Here is a 17,141-nt window from a genome sequence, read left to right on the forward strand (position 1 = left end):
CTACCGTCTCCCTAATGCTTGAGTTTCGGTAGCTTTTTTGGCGGCACATCTCTTCAGACTGCTTGTTTTCAAAAAAGTTCTCTTCCAACCAAATAAAATTTTGCGCCTCTGTGAGACACTGCAAACTTGAGTAAGTTTCAGTTAAACTAGCTTATACTCCAATTTTTCTTTTAACTACGTATAAGAGCGCATCTATGGAATACACTAGCGATGTTCTAATAATAGGCAGTGGCGCTGCAGGCTTAACTATGGCCTTAAACTTGGCTGATTATGCCAAAGTCCACGTGCTGAGCAAAGGGCCACTTAAAGAAGGTTCCACTTATTATGCTCAGGGCGGTATCGCCGCAGTGTTTGATAAGAATGACAGCGTAGAAGAACATGTCAATGATACCTTGATAGCCGGAGACGGCTTATGTGATGAAGAAGCGGTTAAATTTACCGCAGAAAATAGCAAGCAGTGTATTGATTGGCTGATTAACCTTGGTGTGCCCTTCGACCAAGAAACCGCCACTAACGGCGAATCCAAGTACCACCTTACGCGTGAAGGCGGGCATAGCCGCCGCCGTATTCTGCACGCTGCTGACGCCACCGGTAAGGCCGTTCAAAAAACCTTGGTTAGAGCTGTGCTTAGTCACCCTAACATTACTTTGCTAGAACGTTTTAATGCCGTGGACTTAATCACCGAAACCACCAGTAAAGAAAAACGGGTTGTTGGCGCGTACGTTTGGAACCGTAATAAAGAACGCGTAGAAGTAGTTAAAGCCAAATTTGTGGCAATGGCGACTGGCGGTGCCAGCAAAGTTTATCAGTACACCAGTAACCCAGATGTGAGTAGTGGCGATGGCATCGCTATGGCCTGGCGTGCTGGTTGCCGTGTAGGTAACATGGAATTTAATCAGTTCCACCCAACCTGTTTATTCCATCCTGAAGCACGTAATTTTTTACTTACCGAAGCCCTTCGCGGTGAAGGGGCGTTATTAAAACGTCCTGACGGCAGCCGTTTTATGCCAGACTTTGATTCACGCGAAGAACTCGCCCCACGTGATGTTGTTGCTCGCGCTATCGATTATGAAATGAAGCGCCTAGGTGCCGATTGTGTATACCTTGATATTAGCCATCGTGACGATGAATTTATTGAGCTTCACTTCCCTACTATTCTCAAGCGCTGCTTAGAGCTAGGCATTGATATTCGCAAACAATCAATCCCGGTAGTGCCCGCAGCCCACTATACATGTGGTGGTGTGGTCACCAACCTGCAAGGCGAAACCGATTTAGCCAACTTATACGCGATTGGCGAAGTGGCTTATACCGGTTTACATGGCGCTAACCGCATGGCCAGTAACTCTTTGTTGGAGTGTGTTGTGTTTGCTCATGCCGCCAGCCAGCACATTAAGCAACACTTAAATGATGTAGAGCTTTGCCATCAAATACAACCTTGGGACGACAGCCAAGTGAGTGATTCAGATGAAGAAGTTATTATTAACCACAACTGGCACGAACTGCGCTTGTTTATGTGGGACTACGTAGGCATCGTTCGTACCAATAAACGCTTACAGCGAGCAATGCGAAGAATTCACTTGCTGCAGCAAGAAATTTTTGAGTACTACTCAAACTTTAAAGTGGGTAATAATTTGCTAGAACTACGTAATTTGTTGCAAGTTGCAGAGTTAATTGTGGGTTGTGCCATGCGCCGCCATGAAAGTCGCGGCTTGCATTACAATCTAGATTATCCAGATAAGCTAGACAAAATTAAACCCACTATTTTAGACCCAGAAACCTTCTACCAAGAAGATGATAACGACGCTTAAGCGCGCTTTAAAAAGGCTTACTACGGTAAGCCTTTTTTGTCTCTGTCGCTCTCTAAAGCTGGAGATAGTTACTAAGCTTGCGGGAAGTTGATAACAAAGCACAGCTGGCGGTAAACATCATTGGGTAAGCTGTCGGCAAAAATCACTTTGATAGCAGGCTTATCTTGAGTACTAGAAACCACCAAACACGCTCCAAAAGCTACCCGAGAATTGGCCAACCATAAGTGCTTAACTTGATGTTCACCTTGCTGATACACAATCTGCTCAGCACTAAAGTACCCACGAGGTTGGTAATGCCACCAATGGTAAAAAAAGCAGCTTGTCGCCAAAAGGCACAAAACAAAGAGTGGCAGCAACTCAGGAAAAACTAGCAGCAAAGTAACTTGCAGCAAGCCATTAGCGGAGACTAAATAAAAATAGCAGCGCGAGCGCGCTGCCAAAAACTCACACTTTGACGCGCTTGAGAATAACATCAACCATATCTGCGAGTTGTTGGTCTTCACATTCTTTGTGGCCCATAAACCAAGCGAACAAATCAGGGTCGTCACAAGCCAATAAACGTTCAAAGGTTTGTTTTTTCTCATCGCTTAATTCGTCATAAGCCTCATCAACAAAAGGCATAAACAACACATCAAGCTCTAACATTCCCCTACGACAGGCCCATTTTAAACGTGACTTATTTTCCTGCATGTTGTTCCTTGTAGACATGAGTTACACTGGTCAGCAATACTGAAGCCCATTAAAAGGCTTATTAGCGGCGCTGTAAAAGTATTAACGAAGATACCATTTCAGCCACCAAATTACACCTTAATAAGCTTGACCTAGCTCTCAACGGAAGTCGACTATGTCTCAACAAACTTTATGTACTTTGCCTCCATTATTAGTTCAACCATTAGACCAGTGGCACTTGGTTAGAGTGAGCGGCGAAGATGCTAATAGCTACCTACAAGGCCAATTGAGCTGTGACGTAAATAGCTTATCTCCAGGTCAACAAAGCCTAGCTGCTCACTGCGATCCAACGGGTAAAATGTGGTCGGTACTGCGTTTACTGCGCCTAGAGCAAGACTACCTTTATCTGCAACCTCAATCCTTGGCTGAATCTCAGTTAAAAGAATTGAAAAAGTATGCGGTATTCTCAAAAGTAAATATCGAAACCGAAACCACCTTACATACCACGGCAGTAATGGGCAGCGAAGCGCCTCATTACATTGCCGAGAAGTTTGGTGAAGAAACTGCTAGCCATGGCGGGTTAATCGAACAAGGTATTTGCGTGCATATCGACGGCCCTAAGCGCCGTTATTTGGTGATCACCGAAGCCGCTGACTGGGGGCAAGATGCACCTAGCAGTGATCTAGACGCTAACGAGTTGTGGCGAGCACTGCAAATAGTGTCAGGCTTGCCTACCATTGAGCAGCAAACTCAGCAGCAATTCATTCCTCAAGCGCTTAATTTGCAGCACCTCGATGCACTAAGCTTTTCTAAAGGCTGCTACACGGGCCAAGAAACCATTGCCCGCGCTAAATATCGTGGAGCCAATAAACGCGCTTCGTTACGCCTTGCTGGTCATGGCATTACATTACCCAAAGCCGGTGATCGCTTAGAGCAGCAAATGGGCGACAATTGGCGCGGTAAAGGTACTGTGTTACAAGCGGTGCAACTTGAGCCTGGCTATATAGAGTTATTAGCGGTACTTAATAATGATACCGATGCAGAAGCTAAGTTTCGCTTAGCAGGTGATGAGCAAAGCCTGTATACCATCGCCCAACTTCCTTATAGCTTGGTAGAGTAAGCAGATTGTAACTGTCGAGGTACAAGAAAATGGACTTACAAGAGCAAATTGAATCACCCTGTATTCGCCAGTGTACCCTCGATGGTGATGATGTCTGTGTCGGTTGCTTTCGTCGTCTAGATGAAATTTGTGCGTGGACAGGGGTAAATAACGAAGCAAAAAAAGCCATTTTGAAGCGTTGTGAGCAACGCCGAAAAGATGCCCCTAAATGGCATATAGAGTCTTTGCCTATTAATCGCTAAATACAAAAAAGCCGCTGCGTAACCAGCGGCTTTTTATTCAGCTATAAACTTAACCAAAGTCGCCGTTTACATAACCACGGGTTCGCTCGTCTACTGGTGCTGTAAATACTTGCTCGGTGTCGCCATGCTCAACTAATTCACCCATCCAGAAAAATGCAGTTTTATCTGAAATGCGTTTAGCCTGCGCCATAGAGTGCGTAACAATCACAATGGTGAACTTTTTACGCAGTTCATCCATTAACTCTTCAATTTTATGAGTCGCGATAGGATCTAGCGCGCTGGTTGGCTCATCCATCAAAATCACATCAGGTTGAATAGCAATAGTACGAGCAATACACAAACGCTGCTGCTGACCACCAGATAAACCAAATGCAGGGCTGTTTAAGCGATCACTCACTTCATCCCACAATGCCGCGCTACGAAGTGCCGTTTCTACGGTTTCATCCAAGACCTTTTTATTGCGGATCCCTTGTGCTTTTAAACCATAAGCTACGTTCTCGTATATGCTCATTGGAAACGGGTTAGCTTTTTGAAAAACCATACCTACTTTCATGCGCAGTGCTGCTACATTGCGATCTTGGTAAATGTCTTTACCTTCTAGTTTTACATCCCCCTTAATGGTGACGTTCTCAATTAAATCGTTCATACGATTTAAGGTACGTAATAAGGTAGATTTTCCACAACCTGAAGGGCCAATTAACGCTGTAACCTTCTTCTCAGGGATCGGTAAGTTAATGCCTTTTAATGCGTGAGTGTCGCCGTAATGTAAATCAAGTTCTTTAACGTCAAACTTATTCATATCAATCTCTTAGTAAGCAGCTTTGTTGAATCGACTCGCGATCAATTTAGTCAGTAGGTTAATAGCAAGCACCAAAATGATAAGTACGGTGGCAGTTGCGTAGGCTTGATTCCATTCATTAACAGTGAACAATTCTTGGGTTAATTTGTATAAATGAACCGTTAAGGTACGGCCAGAATCCAGCACTGATTCAGGGATTCTGGTTACCATACCTGCGGTTAAAAACACTGGGGCAGATTCACCAATAATTCGACCGGTACTTAAAATAACTGCTGTCACAATACCCGGCATCGCAGATGGCAAAATCACTCGCCAAATGGTGTAGATGCGCGAGCTACCTAAACCGTAAGACGCCTCACGGTAAGATTGTGGAACGGCAATTAGCGCTTCTTCTGTGGTACGAATAATCACTGGCAAAATCAATATCGCCAGCGTTAACGCGCCAGATAAAATTGAAAAGCCTAAACCTAAGGTCACCACAAAAAAGGTCATACCAAATAGCCCGTAAATAATTGACGGAATACCTGCCAGTGACTCAGTACAAAAACGAATAATTTTAACTAATTGACTGCCTGGCTTGGCGTACTCGGTTAAGTACAGCGCGGTCATAATGCCAATGGGCGCAGCAATAGAAATGGATAACACCACCATATAAACGGTAGAAACAATCATCGAGAAAATCCCCGAAGTTTCACCAATAGTAGTGTACGCAGAGCTTACAAATTCCCAGCTAACATGGCTTAAGCCGTTGCTAAGAATATGCCAAAGCATCCAGGCTAAAAATAAAATGGTCATACCGGCTCCGCCCCAAATAAGGCTTAGCGCAACATTATCTTCAATACGACGGCGCATTACTTCACCTTCTTACGGTTTAATACAAGCAAACTAGTATTTAGCAGCATCACAAACACCAATAACACAATACCGGTTGAGTACAACGAACTGGCATGAATGCCTGTTGCATAAGACATTTCCAAGGCAATATTCGCCGTTAATGAGCGCGCTGAATCCAACAACGAACCTGGCATAGCTGTTGAGTTACCCATGACCATAATAATGGCCATGGTTTCGCCTACTGCACGTGCTACCCCCAACACAACACCCGCTAAAATACCCGAGCGCGCAGCCGGCAACATCACTTTAAAAATAGTGAACATTGGCGACGCACCTAAGGCATAAGAGCCTTCTTTATAGGTTTTAGGGATGGCGCGAATCGAGGTTTCAGCAATAGTAATAACGGTGGGTAAAATCATCACCGCCAGCACAACTATACCTGCTAGCAACGTACTACCGGCTGGCACATTAAAGGTTGATTCGATGGCCGGTACGATAATCACTAAACCAAAGAAGCCGTAGACAACAGAAGGGATACCCGCTAACAACTCAACCGCTGGTCGAATCATGTTAGCTAACCATTTAGGCGCAACTTCTGCTAAAAATATCGCAGTTAACAAGGCAACCGGAACACCAATGACTACCGCACCTAAAGCCGATACCACCGAAGCAACAATCATTGCTCCAATACCGTATAGCGCAGGCGGATACCAATCTACACCTAATAAGAAGTTGGTTAAGCCAGCGAACTGAATCGCTGGTAAACCTTCAAGCACCAAAAAGTAGCCAATAGTGGCCACTGATATCACGCCAATTAATGCACTCACCAAAAATAGTAAGTTAAAAATACGACCAACCCAATCGACTTTTTGAGCAGACTGGTTAAGCGCATCTATCAGCGCCGGATTTTTAAACTCAAATTCTTGAGTTGGAGCAGCAATCGTTTGATTCATTTTATTTTCATTCCAAAATCAACGTACAACAAAGAGGCATATTGCTATGCCTCTTTTCTTCGTTTCGAATAGGAAACTTAGTTAACTTCGATGTAGCCTTCTTCAGCTACAATGGCTTGGCCAGCAGTACCCATGATGTAATCAAGGAACTGTTGTGCTTCAGCGGCTGGCTGGTTGTTTACCAACAATACGAATGGGCGGGCAATACCGTAAGCACCTGACTTGATGTTGTCTTTAGTAGCAGCGGCACCTTCAATAGATACAGCAGCTAATGAGCCGTCAACTGAACCTAGAGAGATAAAGCCAATAGCGTATGGGTTATTAGCCACTAAGGTTTTGATAGCACCATTGCCACTAGCAACTTGGGCACGTGGAGAGATGGCTGTAACAGTAATATCGTTAATTTTGCGGGTTAGACCCATGATGTCTTCAAATGCACCACGAGTACCAGAACCTACTTCACGCGTTACTGCCACAATAGGTTGGTCAGCGCCACCTACTTCTTTCCAGTTTTTAATCTCACCCATGTAGATTTTTTTAACTTGCTCAATACTTAAATCTTTTACTGAGTTAGCATTGTTAACCGCTACTGCGATACCGTCCATCGCCATAATCACTTCTTGAGTGCTTTGGTTTTTCTCTGAATCTTTAACATCACGAGAAGACATACCAATCATGCTGGTACCTTCTTTAGCAGCGCGAATACCGGCAGACGAACCAGTACTTTGTACTTCAACCACATCGTGCTGAGTAGCCTGATATCTCTCAGCAAGTACTTCCATGATGCCAGATACTGAAGTAGAACCTGAGACCGTAACAGTGTTACTAGCAAATGAACTTGCAGCAAACAACATAGAAGCAGCACTTAATGCCGTGATTAACTTGGTTTTCATAAGATTTCTCTTCGCAATTAAAAATTAACAATCAGTTTGTCTAAGTCGGGATGCATTGAAACAATCCAATATGACAAAAACATTACAAAAAGAACTTTTGGGAAATGTTTCAGGTTATTTATAGATTTTTTATCTATTCATATACCTAATTCACATGATATTAACCAAGAATCGCTAAACAATAAGAAGCTTGTGATTAAACAAAAAGGCATACGATTAAGATTATTAAGCTGGTACATCAGGTAATAAAAAAGGCGTAAGTAATAATTACTTACGCCTTCTAACATGTGACGGTGTTTTTAACTTAAGAGCCACGCCAGTTGCGTACTCTTGCGGTATCAAGGTGGATAAAACCACTGCGTGGGTAATACCCCACTCCACCTAATTTCAACTCTAGTGCCGCGCGATGAACCTTAGCTAAGTCATGCCCCTGCACCCTTAAGTCGATGGCTTGCCCGGTCATATGAAAACTCTTCTTCGCCACACCGCCACTTTTACTGCGTAGCATTTCGTTAGTTGCTGGCGAACGATATCCAGAAATAATGTCAAACTTAACATTGCCACCAAGACGTTCTTGAAGCAGTGCCATTTGCATATATAGCGCCTTATCCATATCGGTGGCTTCATTGCGCCTAAAATCTCGCAACAAGCTATCTAACTGCTTTACTTCTTTCTCTTGAAACTGACCATCTTTCCAAAAACATACCTCACAACTTTCATTGGTATGTAAGCTAGTCATACTTAGGAAGCGCTCGCCAGGTAACTCTCGAGCAATACTTGAACTTGCGAAGCTTTTTGGTATTCCAAGACCGATTAACCCAGCGCTCAAACCCAACAACAACGACCGCCGTTTTATCTTTCGGTCTAACATTTACACTCACCCCAATAGATCAAAAAACCACCAATTTGGAGCAAAATACCGATAAGAGACCTAAAAATCAAACAAAGCACTGAGAAACATTTGCCTTATGCAAGCAAACAATGTTTACACAGTTGGATTAAGCTTCTGTTAAATTGAGCTTTTTTAGCTTGCCAGAGCGCTTTCGCTAGCTTCAAAGTTATAAATATCTTTTCGATAATGCAAACCGCCAGAGCCATCAAACCACGAAGTAAAATAAACGAGATAAACAGGGACCTTTTGCCTTAAAGGCACCCATTTGGGCTCTCCTTTAGCAATCAAGTGCTGTTTATACTGATCACTATAACCGGCTTGTTTTAACAAGGTAGCCGCTAGTATTTCAGCTGCTTCCACTCGAACACATCCTGAACTAAACGCTCGTTGCTGCTCCGAAAATAATTCAGGTGAAGAGGTATCATGCAGGTATACCGCAAATTGGTTATCAAAGTGGAACTTGTAAGCACCTAAGGCATTACCGGGCCCTGGACGCTGACGCATACGATAAGGGAAAGCACCAGTATCTTTTACCAGAGTCCAATCAATCTGCTCACTTTGTACTGCGGCACCGTGATAATCAAACAACTCAAAACGTTGTTGCTCTACATAACTAGGGTCACGGCGAAGCTTAGGAATAATGTCTCTACGCACAATGGTTCTAGGTACGTTCCAGTAGGGATTAATTACCACACTGCTAATTTCACTCACTAATAGCGGTGTGGCACGTGAAGCCCGACCAACCACCACTTTAGATTGAAACACCTCTGCACCTTGGTTCATATATGTCATTTGATAAGCAGGTACATTTACCATTATTCGCTGCTGGTCAGACACTAGCATAAAGCGTTGTAACAGTTGTTTTCTGAGTAAGTTTCTAGCCAACATTTTAGAGCGATGAATCGGCTTAAAGTTAAGCCAATACAAAGTATCGTTGCCCACAATACCATCTGCTTTTAGCCCATGCTGCGCCTGAAACCGTTGTAAGGCGTTCACTGTAGCTTGGTCCATTAGCTCTGCTTGTTCCACATCATCACTAAACTGATTAGCAATATCAAACTCAGCTAAACGTTGGCGTACTAACGGAACCCGAGAGTCGCTGCCTCCAGCATGAATCAGCTGGCCGCGCTTAATGTTATCTGCAGACTGACGCTGCTGCTGAGCATTGACCCAATATAAAATCTGTTGACGATAGCGCAAACGCTCTATATCAAGTTCACCTCTTAAGCCGGTTAGCTGCTGGTAAAGATTGCTACGGCTTAATCGTGCTAACCACGGCTCATCAATTAAAATGTGTAATGGCGTCGTCGCGATGTCATTTAATGCCATGCTTTGGGCGTAATCTAGACGCATCAACTGCTGACTAAAGGCCATCACGCCAAGATAAGCATCGGTATACAACGCTTCCCATTGTGGGCTGTCGTTATCTACATAATTAATTTGCCTTAACCAATCACTAAGCTGCTTAGGCCCACCCGCTAGACTTAGCTCCAGCAGTAACCATTGTAATTGGTCACGTGCATTTCTTGCCTGAGGGTAGCCATACCATAGAGGCTCCGGATGAAAGTACTGAATTGACTGCTGAAGCTGTGGGTAGCGCAATTGGTAAGCGCTAATATCGGTAACGAGCAAGTTTGATTGCGGATCATAAGGAGGCCAATTAAGCCGACTGAGTAAACGTTCTCCAAGGCCCACTTCATTGGTTTGCGCACCTTTAACAACAATAGAATGACTTGGCATTGCTGTGCTGTTGCTCGGCTGCTGATTGGCTTGTTTAAATACGTTTTGAGGCTCGTCACTCGGCCCCAGCAAACTTACGCTAGCGCATACATTAACGGAAAATAAACTCACCAATAGGCTAAACAGCAACCTTCTCACCCACTACTCCAACACCAACTAATACCTTTAAAGCTTAGTGTCTAAGTGAGTTTGGCAGCACAAAAAAACATGACATTTTTATGTCAGCGCTTTAAGTCTATGAGATCGTTTAGAAAGAAGAATTTGGCCCGGCTAAAAAATCTAACTCGGCTTGGCTAGACTCCCTACCTAGTATTTTATTGCGATGAGGGTAACGACCAAACTGCTCAATAATCACTTTATGTTTCAGTTCAAATTGATAGCTTTGCTCTAAACCTGTTTGATTAAACAGACATTGAGCTTGTTGATGAACCAACAAAGATTCGCTGTGCATGTAAGGCATATATAAAAAGCTTCGTTGTGAACTTGCTAGCTGCTGATCTTGGCCATTACTCACCGCATGTTGTGCTAAGGCGAGCGCTAAGGAATCACTGGCAAATGCTTTAGATGAGCCGCGATAAACGTTTCTAGAAAACTGATCAAGTACAATCACCTCAGCTAAACTGCCTTCTGCACTCTCACGCCAGCTAAACAATTCACATTGTGTCGCTTGTTCCAGCAAGGCGCTAAAACGCTGAGAAATAAGCTTGTCTAAGCCTTCATCAACACTAAACCATTGTTGGGGACTTAATTGCTCAAACCAAAACTCTAGTACTTCCTCATACTTCATCTTGATGCCTTTTTGTCCAAGTTAACAACCACAATCACCTTGTAAGGCCCATTGGCATTGCTGATAGTTTTCTGCCGTAGCAATTTGACTTAGATACCCGACTACTTCACAGCCTGGTTCACCCCAAGTACAACCTGGTCTAATCATATTCTCAAGCTGTATTGAAGTCGCGTGATAGCGAAAACCTTGCAGCGAACGATAACCAGGCTCAATTAACAAGGCGCTAGGGCGCGCCCCCCAAAGGCTCACCAATTTTCCATTGCGCATCATAATTGGATTGGTGCCATCAAGGTCAGTTTGCAACACAATGCTTGGTCTAATCGGCGGTTTAGCGGGGAAGTAGTAACTACAACCACAACCCATACGCTGCTCACTAAAAGGAATAGCCGCCAACTCACAGGCCGCTATAAACGAACTAAACAAAGAGCTCAATAACAACAAGCAAATCTGAACTTTTATCATGCTTTATCCAACAGGCTGAGTTTATAAGCGCAGCGGCGCGAACCGGCAACAATATGCTCAGTGCGCTCCACTTGGCACTCTGCAAACAGCTTTTGCAGCATTTCTAACTCTGAGCGACACAAACCTTGGCACTCGGTAGCGGCTACACATATTGGGCAATGGTCCTCAATAAAATAGTAATCTTGCTGGTCTTTTTGCCAGCTAGCCATGTAACCTTCTTGGCTTCGTTTAGCACTGAGTCGCTCAAGTTTATCGGCTATGTCCGTGTGCCCTGCTAGCGCTTGTTGGTATGCACTAAAGCTTTGTTGCTCGCGATGACTAATAAGCTGTTCCATGCCTGCATCACCAAACACTTGTTGTACCGCGCCCAACAACTGAACACTTAAATCACTATGGCAATCGGGGAAACGGCCATGGCCTTTATCGGTAAGTTGCCAGAACCGAGTGGGCCGGCCTACTTTCACTTTTTGATCAAAGTGCTCAATCAAGCCCTCTTTTTCAAGACTTTGTAAGTGCTGCCTTACTCCCATACTGGTTATAGCCAGTTGCTCGGCCAACATCTTTACCGTTTGGCCACCTTGGCTTTTAATACGGTATAAGATGTTATCTGTGGTTTTCATTGGGAATTCCTAAGGCTTGAATAATCACATTATTGTCATTGCCAACATCTTTGTAAAGTTAGAACTATATTAAGTCCTTAGGCAGAACCCCAAACTAAAAGATAAAACTTAATCGGCTGAATCAAACACTTTACTGCGAATAGCTTCTATTTGTTGCATTGCTTGTTTAGCATCAATTCGCTGCTCTAAAAAATCAACCATCACCGCCATAGCTGGGCTGGCAAATTCTCTTCGGCTATCACGATCAAAAAACTGCGACACACCTTTGGCATTGCGCAGCAACTGCTCGCCGTCTTTTATAAACCTGTCGCTGCTGGCTGGCGCGTTGAGCAATGGATTAATTTTGCCTAGGTCTTGGTTAAGGGCAACTAAGGCTTGGCTTGAGACTAAAAAATCTAAAAATTGATAAGCCGCTACATTTCTTTCAGCTTGCTTATGAGCCACAATCACATCAATTGGGGCTTCTTCATAATACTCTTGTCCCGCTTTGAGTGGCGGAAACGCCGCAAACGCTAAATCATTTGTTACCCGTTCTGGCACCGCAGCCACAAAGAAATTACCCATTAGTACTGACGCGGCTTTACCCCGATACATCGCCGGAAGCGCTTGTTTCCAACGCAACTGATCGCTACTAGGAATGAAGCATTGAGCGGAGATGGCTTGCTGCCAAAAGCTAAAAACCTGTTCAACACGAGGATCGGTAAATGAGATTTTCCCGGCTAACAATTGCTGATGAAAAACTAAGCCATTTAAGCGTAAATTAATATAATCAAACCACCCCGCTACCGGCCACGCATCTTTAGTTCCAATGCTCACCAAGTGCTTACCTTGTTTGGCTAACTGCTGGCAAGTATTTAGCAGTTGCGGCCATGAGGTAAAGGTATCTGGATAATGGCGAATCATCGAATGGCGATAATAAAATCCCCACTGATAATAATTAATTGGCAAGGCAAAGTGGGCTTGATTAAGCTGAGATGCTTGCTCTGAAGATGCACTAAACTTTTCACTCCACTCTCCTTTTTGCCACCAAGAGCTAATATCAAGCAGATAGTCTTCTTCGGCGAGTTTACGTAAGCGCTCCCCTCCAAACCAAAAGAACAGGTCACCTTCGCCGTCGTTACTTTGCAAAATGCTTTCAATGTTTTTTTTGTAGTATTCGCTTTCGTAAACAAGGGTTCCCACTGCCACATCTGGGTAGTTCTCACTAAATTGCTCAATCAAGCGTTTATAGGCTTCACGCTGTTTACCACTGCTAGGCATTAAAACCAAAGTAAGCGATTGCGGTTGAGATAAAGCGAGTGTTTCCACCCCCAGCTCTTCAGCAGCATCAATCGTTGTTGATATGAACAGCCCGCCAATTACGCTTGCTACCAAACAAAAAGATTTAACCATGTTAAACATAAGGTAGGTAGTCTCCAGTGCGAAGGCCTGCTTGGCGCTTAAGTGTGCGAATAAAATGAATCATACTCAGATAATTGAGTTTATAGGCAATTTCAGTAATCGTCCTTATTACCTTGTTAAACAATTAATCTAAGGCATGCTGACTTCAGACTTAAATAAGCATGCTAGCCTCTTCCTAAATACTGTGCTGTTAGCAAAGTGGGAGTATAAAAGAAGAGTGACTATCTCATCAGTCAATCATTTGCAGTATTTACTGATGTTTTCTTCTATCTGCTGACGACAACTTTGGTTATAGCGAGTATCGATTTCTTTAATCAGGTTATTGTAGGCATCAAAGCTTTCTTCATAAGCCTCGAAGGCGCTGTCGGCATTACCTTTAAGGCCCTTATCAGCACAATTTTCATGCACGGCATACCATGCATCGGTTGCCATTTCAGCCTGACTTAATACCCTTGCTAGCGGCGCGTCATTAATCGTGTTCAACTGCTTAAGCTTACCGGTAAACAGGCTGCATACTTTTTCACGCGGCATGTCGTAATCCCAAGAACACGCTTCAACATATTGCTCACTCAAGGCTTTAATATCACCCCGTAAGCGCTCGTTTCCGCGAGAGGCACTGTCAAAACCAGTGCTATCACAGGAATTAGCCAAAGCCATGCCAGATAGGCTTGAAACAATTAGAGCAGTGAGTATTTTTTTCATCTTCATCCTTAAAGCTGAAAGGGTATTAATGACAGCTTTCTTATCTATACAGCACATCATAACTAAGCCCTTTAATAAAAGCTAAACAACTTAGTAAGTTGAATAAGCGAATGAGATCTATGAAGAAATCTACAGTAGTTAAGCGTTAATGGAGCACTAACACATAAATCAACTTAGTTTTTTGTGGTTTTAGCACTACCGAATAACTAACATCGCCATAACAAATAAATCGTCTAAAAATAGCGCCATTTTATTCTTATATACGAGCAATTATCTACGCCAAACAAAAACCACGCTAAAGCTTAATTACAGGGTGATTCACTCAACTCACCGCTGGTGTTAAATCTTATCGACTAGATTTCACTTAATTTACAATTTTTTATCTGGTCAACCAATATCAGCTTATGGTATTTATATTAACCAACGAATGAATCGTTAGGTTTATCCATAAAATCAATCAATTAGAAAGCAAGTAGCCAAACACTAAATGCTTACTATGGTTAATGATGTGATTGTAGGATAGCAATAAACAGGGAAGCCCAGAATGAAACTACAAGTTGTAACCAGAACGCTGCTCGGTTTTGGCGTGCTGTTAGCATTACTACTAGTGGTAGCCTTAATTGGCCAACTAAACATGCGACAACTGGAAACCCAGTTGGATAACACCGTCAGTCGATTAGCACCAATGGCTGAACAAGTTAATCAGCTCTCTGGGCTATTACTTAACTCTGCACGTAAAGTCGGCTTGCACAGTAGCAGTCAACATGCCGAACAGTCACAGCAGCTAGAACAAGAAGTATCAAGCTTGTTTAGTAGTTACAGTCAGCGAATGAGTTCCCTGTCTCAGTTGGCTAAACCTTACCCAGCAATTCTTGATGGTTTACGTTCACTAGACCAAGATGTGAGCGACATTAAAACCACCAGCCTAGCTCAGTTAACCTTAGGTAATGAAGCACTCCAAGCCCAACAAACGCTAACCAACCAACGTCAAAACTTCACCAACAAATGGAAGAACTTTCCAGGCGATATGGAGTTTATGATTGAAATGGTGGAAGAAAATGCCGAGTGGGTAGTGACCGGTATGCAAGCAGATATAGGCGCGTTCTCTGCTTCATTAGAAAAACTGTTTTACGCTCAAAACGAAGCTCAGTTTAATTCATTATTCAGCGTAATAAAGAGCTACAACTCGTCACTGCAAGAAAAGCAGCAACAACTCATCAAGCTCGACCCTAGCAGCGCAGAAGAATTAAGTAGCTACTTTGAACTGCTTACTCAAGCATTTGCTAGTAATGGTTTATTTGATCATTTAAAGAACCAACAACTCATTCTTACCCGTCAAAATCAACACTTGGTTCAGCTCAATCAACAAACCGACACGGTATTGCTGCAGCTAGATGATCTATCAAACCAACTCAGTGAGATTATTACCTCCGCTCACCAAACGGCTCAGCAAAGTGCTAGCTCGGCGCTAATTCAAACGTTAGCAGTATTGCTATTTTCTGTGCTAGTTACTGTATTAGTCGCGTGGAGCGTAAGCCGCCATATTCGAATTCCTTTAGGCCACACCCTTAGCCAAATAAAACGTATGGTTGATGGTGACTTTAGCGCTTACCAAGGGAAACAGTCTAAAGATGAATTTGGTCAGATTGCCACGCAACTGGTTCATTTAAGCGAGCAAATGAATCAAGTGGTTAGCCAAATGAATAACAACGCTAAACAGCTTGCGGCAAGTGCAGAAAGCGGCCTAGCAACCAGCCAACACTCTCACAAAGTGATTCAAGAACAGCAAGACCAAAGCCAATTGGTGGCCGTAGCGGTAAGCCAAATGGAAGTAGGCGTAAATGAAGTATCTGAACAGGCGCAACAAAGCCGAGACGATATTGGCCAAGTGAATCAACTCACCGGTCAAAGCCATCAAGCAGCTCAATCGACCCTAGCCACCACTAACCAATTACAAACTACGGTGGTGGAAGCCAGCCAGCAAGTTAGCGAGCTTAAACAACAAAGTGACGACATTAATCGCATCGTAGATGTTATCCAAGGCATTGCCGAGCAAACTAACTTACTGGCCTTAAATGCGGCCATTGAAGCTGCTCGGGCTGGAGAGCAAGGCCGAGGCTTTGCCGTGGTGGCAGATGAAGTGCGCGGCTTAGCCACTCGAAGCCGCGAAGCGACCCAAGAAATTCTTAGTATGATTGAGCAATTACAAGGTCGGGCACAACAAGCTATGGACATGATGGTACAGGGCGAAACCATGGTGGGCAGCTGTATTGAAGAGGCCGAGCAAAGTTCGCAACAGCTAGAACAAGTCGCCCAGCTGTTAAGTACCGTTCAAGAGCGCAGTGAGGCAATTGCCAACAACGCCCAAGATAAACACACCGTGGCCTTACAAGTGGCGAACAATGTGGAAAAAATTGTCGAGCTTAGTGAATTGGCCAACCGCGATGCCAATCAAACCCAGCAAGTTAGTGAGTCACTACAACAGCAATCGCAGCAGCAACTTAGCGAACTGTCGCATTTTAAATTGAGTTAGCTTTACATCACTAACTCAGTAAACCACTGGCAAAAAAAGTGGCCAATACTAATGTGGCCACTTATTTCTTCCCTTTAAACCAATGCTCTTACCCAACCAGCGATACAAAGCTGTGCACTTAAAAGAGTGTAACTCCCTACTCTCCTTTCGCTCAAAGGTAAAATAGAGATAAAAGCACAGCTTCAGAAACTCATCGTTCGACTAACTTGCTTAACCACTACAAAATTCATAATTACTGGTAAGTTTTACCACCATGCTTTAACCAACCATGCTCATGGTTATTTCTTGGGTCTTTATGGGTCCAATGCATAACGCCGCCCTGATGATTCCACTCATATTCACCATAAAACGCTACCGTATCACCCTCTTTTAAATAAGGGATACGTGGCGCTAAATCAATATTGTGTGCCACCAGTAGGGTTTGGCCGCTGGCTAAACGCAAAATAAACTTCTGATGCCTCGAGCCTTTATTATCATCGGGAAGTATCCGTTCAACAATGCCAGAGCCTTGCAATTGGATATCGCTTTGTTGGTAATCATAGGCTTGTTGTAACGCGCTATCATTGGCCCAAATAGCGGGCGAACACAAACTAAGCGCCAGTGATAAAAACAGAGTAAGCCCTTTCATTTTTCACATCCTTTTTGTAATAGGCAATAAGCCACTTTCTATGAATAGCCAATGCAAT

The 17,141-nt window shown here is 43.6% G+C and carries 18 protein-coding genes; 4 read left to right on the plus strand and 14 right to left on the minus strand.

The window, feature by feature from the left end; translation table 11 throughout:
• The first annotated feature begins 194 nt into the window (after window positions 1-194).
• The gene (gene nadB, locus Q4549_RS05195) at window positions 195-1,808 is read left to right on the plus strand and encodes an L-aspartate oxidase (protein WP_303511213.1); all 1,614 of its coding nucleotides are present in this window, start codon (window positions 195-197) and stop codon (window positions 1,806-1,808) included.
• 71 nt (window positions 1,809-1,879) lie between these two features.
• Here the strand turns inward: nadB and Q4549_RS05200 are convergent, their stop codons facing one another.
• Together Q4549_RS05200 and Q4549_RS05205 are read right to left on the minus strand one after the other, a co-directional pair.
• A complete protein-coding gene (locus Q4549_RS05200; protein ID WP_303549809.1) occupies window positions 1,880-2,248 on the minus strand; it encodes a protein YgfX in 369 nt (122 codons plus the stop codon).
• Between the two features lie 4 nt (window positions 2,249-2,252).
• Window positions 2,253-2,498, minus strand: coding sequence for a succinate dehydrogenase assembly factor 2 (locus tag Q4549_RS05205; RefSeq protein ID WP_303549812.1), 246 nt, complete (start codon window positions 2,496-2,498; stop codon window positions 2,253-2,255).
• Between the two features lie 154 nt (window positions 2,499-2,652).
• Here Q4549_RS05205 and ygfZ point away from each other — a divergent pair, with 154 nt between their 5' ends.
• Window positions 2,653-3,597 carry a tRNA-modifying protein YgfZ gene (gene ygfZ, locus Q4549_RS05210; RefSeq protein ID WP_303549814.1) on the plus strand — a complete coding sequence of 315 codons (945 nt, stop codon included), beginning with the start codon at window positions 2,653-2,655 and terminating at the stop codon, window positions 3,595-3,597.
• Between the two features lie 29 nt (window positions 3,598-3,626).
• Entirely contained in the window at window positions 3,627-3,839 is a 213-nt protein-coding gene (locus Q4549_RS05215) for a DUF1289 domain-containing protein (RefSeq protein WP_303511204.1), read from the plus strand.
• Between the two features lie 49 nt (window positions 3,840-3,888).
• On the opposite strand, the gene pstB is transcribed toward Q4549_RS05215, so the two are convergent.
• From pstB to Q4549_RS05270, 11 genes are all read right to left on the minus strand, one after another.
• A complete protein-coding gene (pstB, locus tag Q4549_RS05220; protein ID WP_137671632.1) occupies window positions 3,889-4,638 on the minus strand; it encodes a phosphate ABC transporter ATP-binding protein PstB in 750 nt (249 codons plus the stop codon).
• Window positions 4,639-4,647: 9 nt separating this feature from the next.
• Entirely contained in the window at window positions 4,648-5,490 is an 843-nt protein-coding gene (gene pstA, locus Q4549_RS05225; protein ID WP_303511201.1) for a phosphate ABC transporter permease PstA, read from the minus strand.
• Window positions 5,490-6,425: a phosphate ABC transporter permease subunit PstC gene (gene pstC, locus Q4549_RS05230; protein ID WP_303549817.1), complete on the minus strand. Its 936-nt coding sequence runs from the start codon at window positions 6,423-6,425 to the stop codon at window positions 5,490-5,492. Before pstC ends, pstA begins: the two co-directional genes overlap by 1 nt.
• A gap of 77 nt (window positions 6,426-6,502) precedes the next feature.
• Window positions 6,503-7,318, minus strand: coding sequence for a phosphate ABC transporter substrate-binding protein (locus Q4549_RS05235; protein ID WP_137671635.1), 816 nt, complete (start codon window positions 7,316-7,318; stop codon window positions 6,503-6,505).
• 304 nt (window positions 7,319-7,622) lie between these two features.
• A complete protein-coding gene (locus Q4549_RS05240) occupies window positions 7,623-8,189 on the minus strand; it encodes a DUF882 domain-containing protein (RefSeq protein ID WP_303511190.1) in 567 nt (188 codons plus the stop codon).
• 153 nt (window positions 8,190-8,342) lie between these two features.
• Window positions 8,343-10,088, minus strand: a complete 1,746-nt coding sequence (locus Q4549_RS05245) for a murein L,D-transpeptidase (protein ID WP_303549820.1) — start codon at window positions 10,086-10,088, stop codon at window positions 8,343-8,345.
• 109 nt (window positions 10,089-10,197) lie between these two features.
• Window positions 10,198-10,737: a DUF924 family protein gene (locus Q4549_RS05250; RefSeq protein ID WP_303549823.1), complete on the minus strand. Its 540-nt coding sequence runs from the start codon at window positions 10,735-10,737 to the stop codon at window positions 10,198-10,200.
• A gap of 21 nt (window positions 10,738-10,758) precedes the next feature.
• Window positions 10,759-11,199 carry a hypothetical protein gene (locus Q4549_RS05255; protein ID WP_303549826.1) on the minus strand — a complete coding sequence of 147 codons (441 nt, stop codon included), beginning with the start codon at window positions 11,197-11,199 and terminating at the stop codon, window positions 10,759-10,761.
• Window positions 11,196-11,819, minus strand: a complete 624-nt coding sequence (locus Q4549_RS05260; RefSeq protein WP_303549829.1) for a metalloregulator ArsR/SmtB family transcription factor — start codon at window positions 11,817-11,819, stop codon at window positions 11,196-11,198. Before Q4549_RS05260 ends, Q4549_RS05255 begins: the two co-directional genes overlap by 4 nt.
• A gap of 108 nt (window positions 11,820-11,927) precedes the next feature.
• A complete protein-coding gene (locus Q4549_RS05265; RefSeq protein WP_303557100.1) occupies window positions 11,928-13,220 on the minus strand; it encodes an ABC transporter substrate-binding protein in 1,293 nt (430 codons plus the stop codon).
• Window positions 13,221-13,457: 237 nt separating this feature from the next.
• Window positions 13,458-13,922, minus strand: a complete 465-nt coding sequence (locus Q4549_RS05270) for a hypothetical protein (protein ID WP_303549834.1) — start codon at window positions 13,920-13,922, stop codon at window positions 13,458-13,460.
• A gap of 544 nt (window positions 13,923-14,466) precedes the next feature.
• Between Q4549_RS05270 and Q4549_RS05275 the strand changes: the two genes are divergently transcribed.
• Complete coding sequence (locus Q4549_RS05275; protein ID WP_303549837.1) at window positions 14,467-16,455, plus strand: methyl-accepting chemotaxis protein; 1,989 nt, start codon at window positions 14,467-14,469, stop codon at window positions 16,453-16,455.
• Window positions 16,456-16,687: 232 nt separating this feature from the next.
• Here the strand turns inward: Q4549_RS05275 and Q4549_RS05280 are convergent, their stop codons facing one another.
• The gene (locus Q4549_RS05280) at window positions 16,688-17,083 is read right to left on the minus strand and encodes a DUF3465 domain-containing protein (protein WP_303549840.1); all 396 of its coding nucleotides are present in this window, start codon (window positions 17,081-17,083) and stop codon (window positions 16,688-16,690) included.
• Between the last annotated feature and the right edge of the window lie 58 nt (window positions 17,084-17,141).

The organism is Agarivorans sp. 2_MG-2023 (genome assembly GCF_030548085.1).
In the GTDB taxonomy this organism is placed as follows: Bacteria; Pseudomonadota; Gammaproteobacteria; order Enterobacterales; family Celerinatantimonadaceae; genus Agarivorans.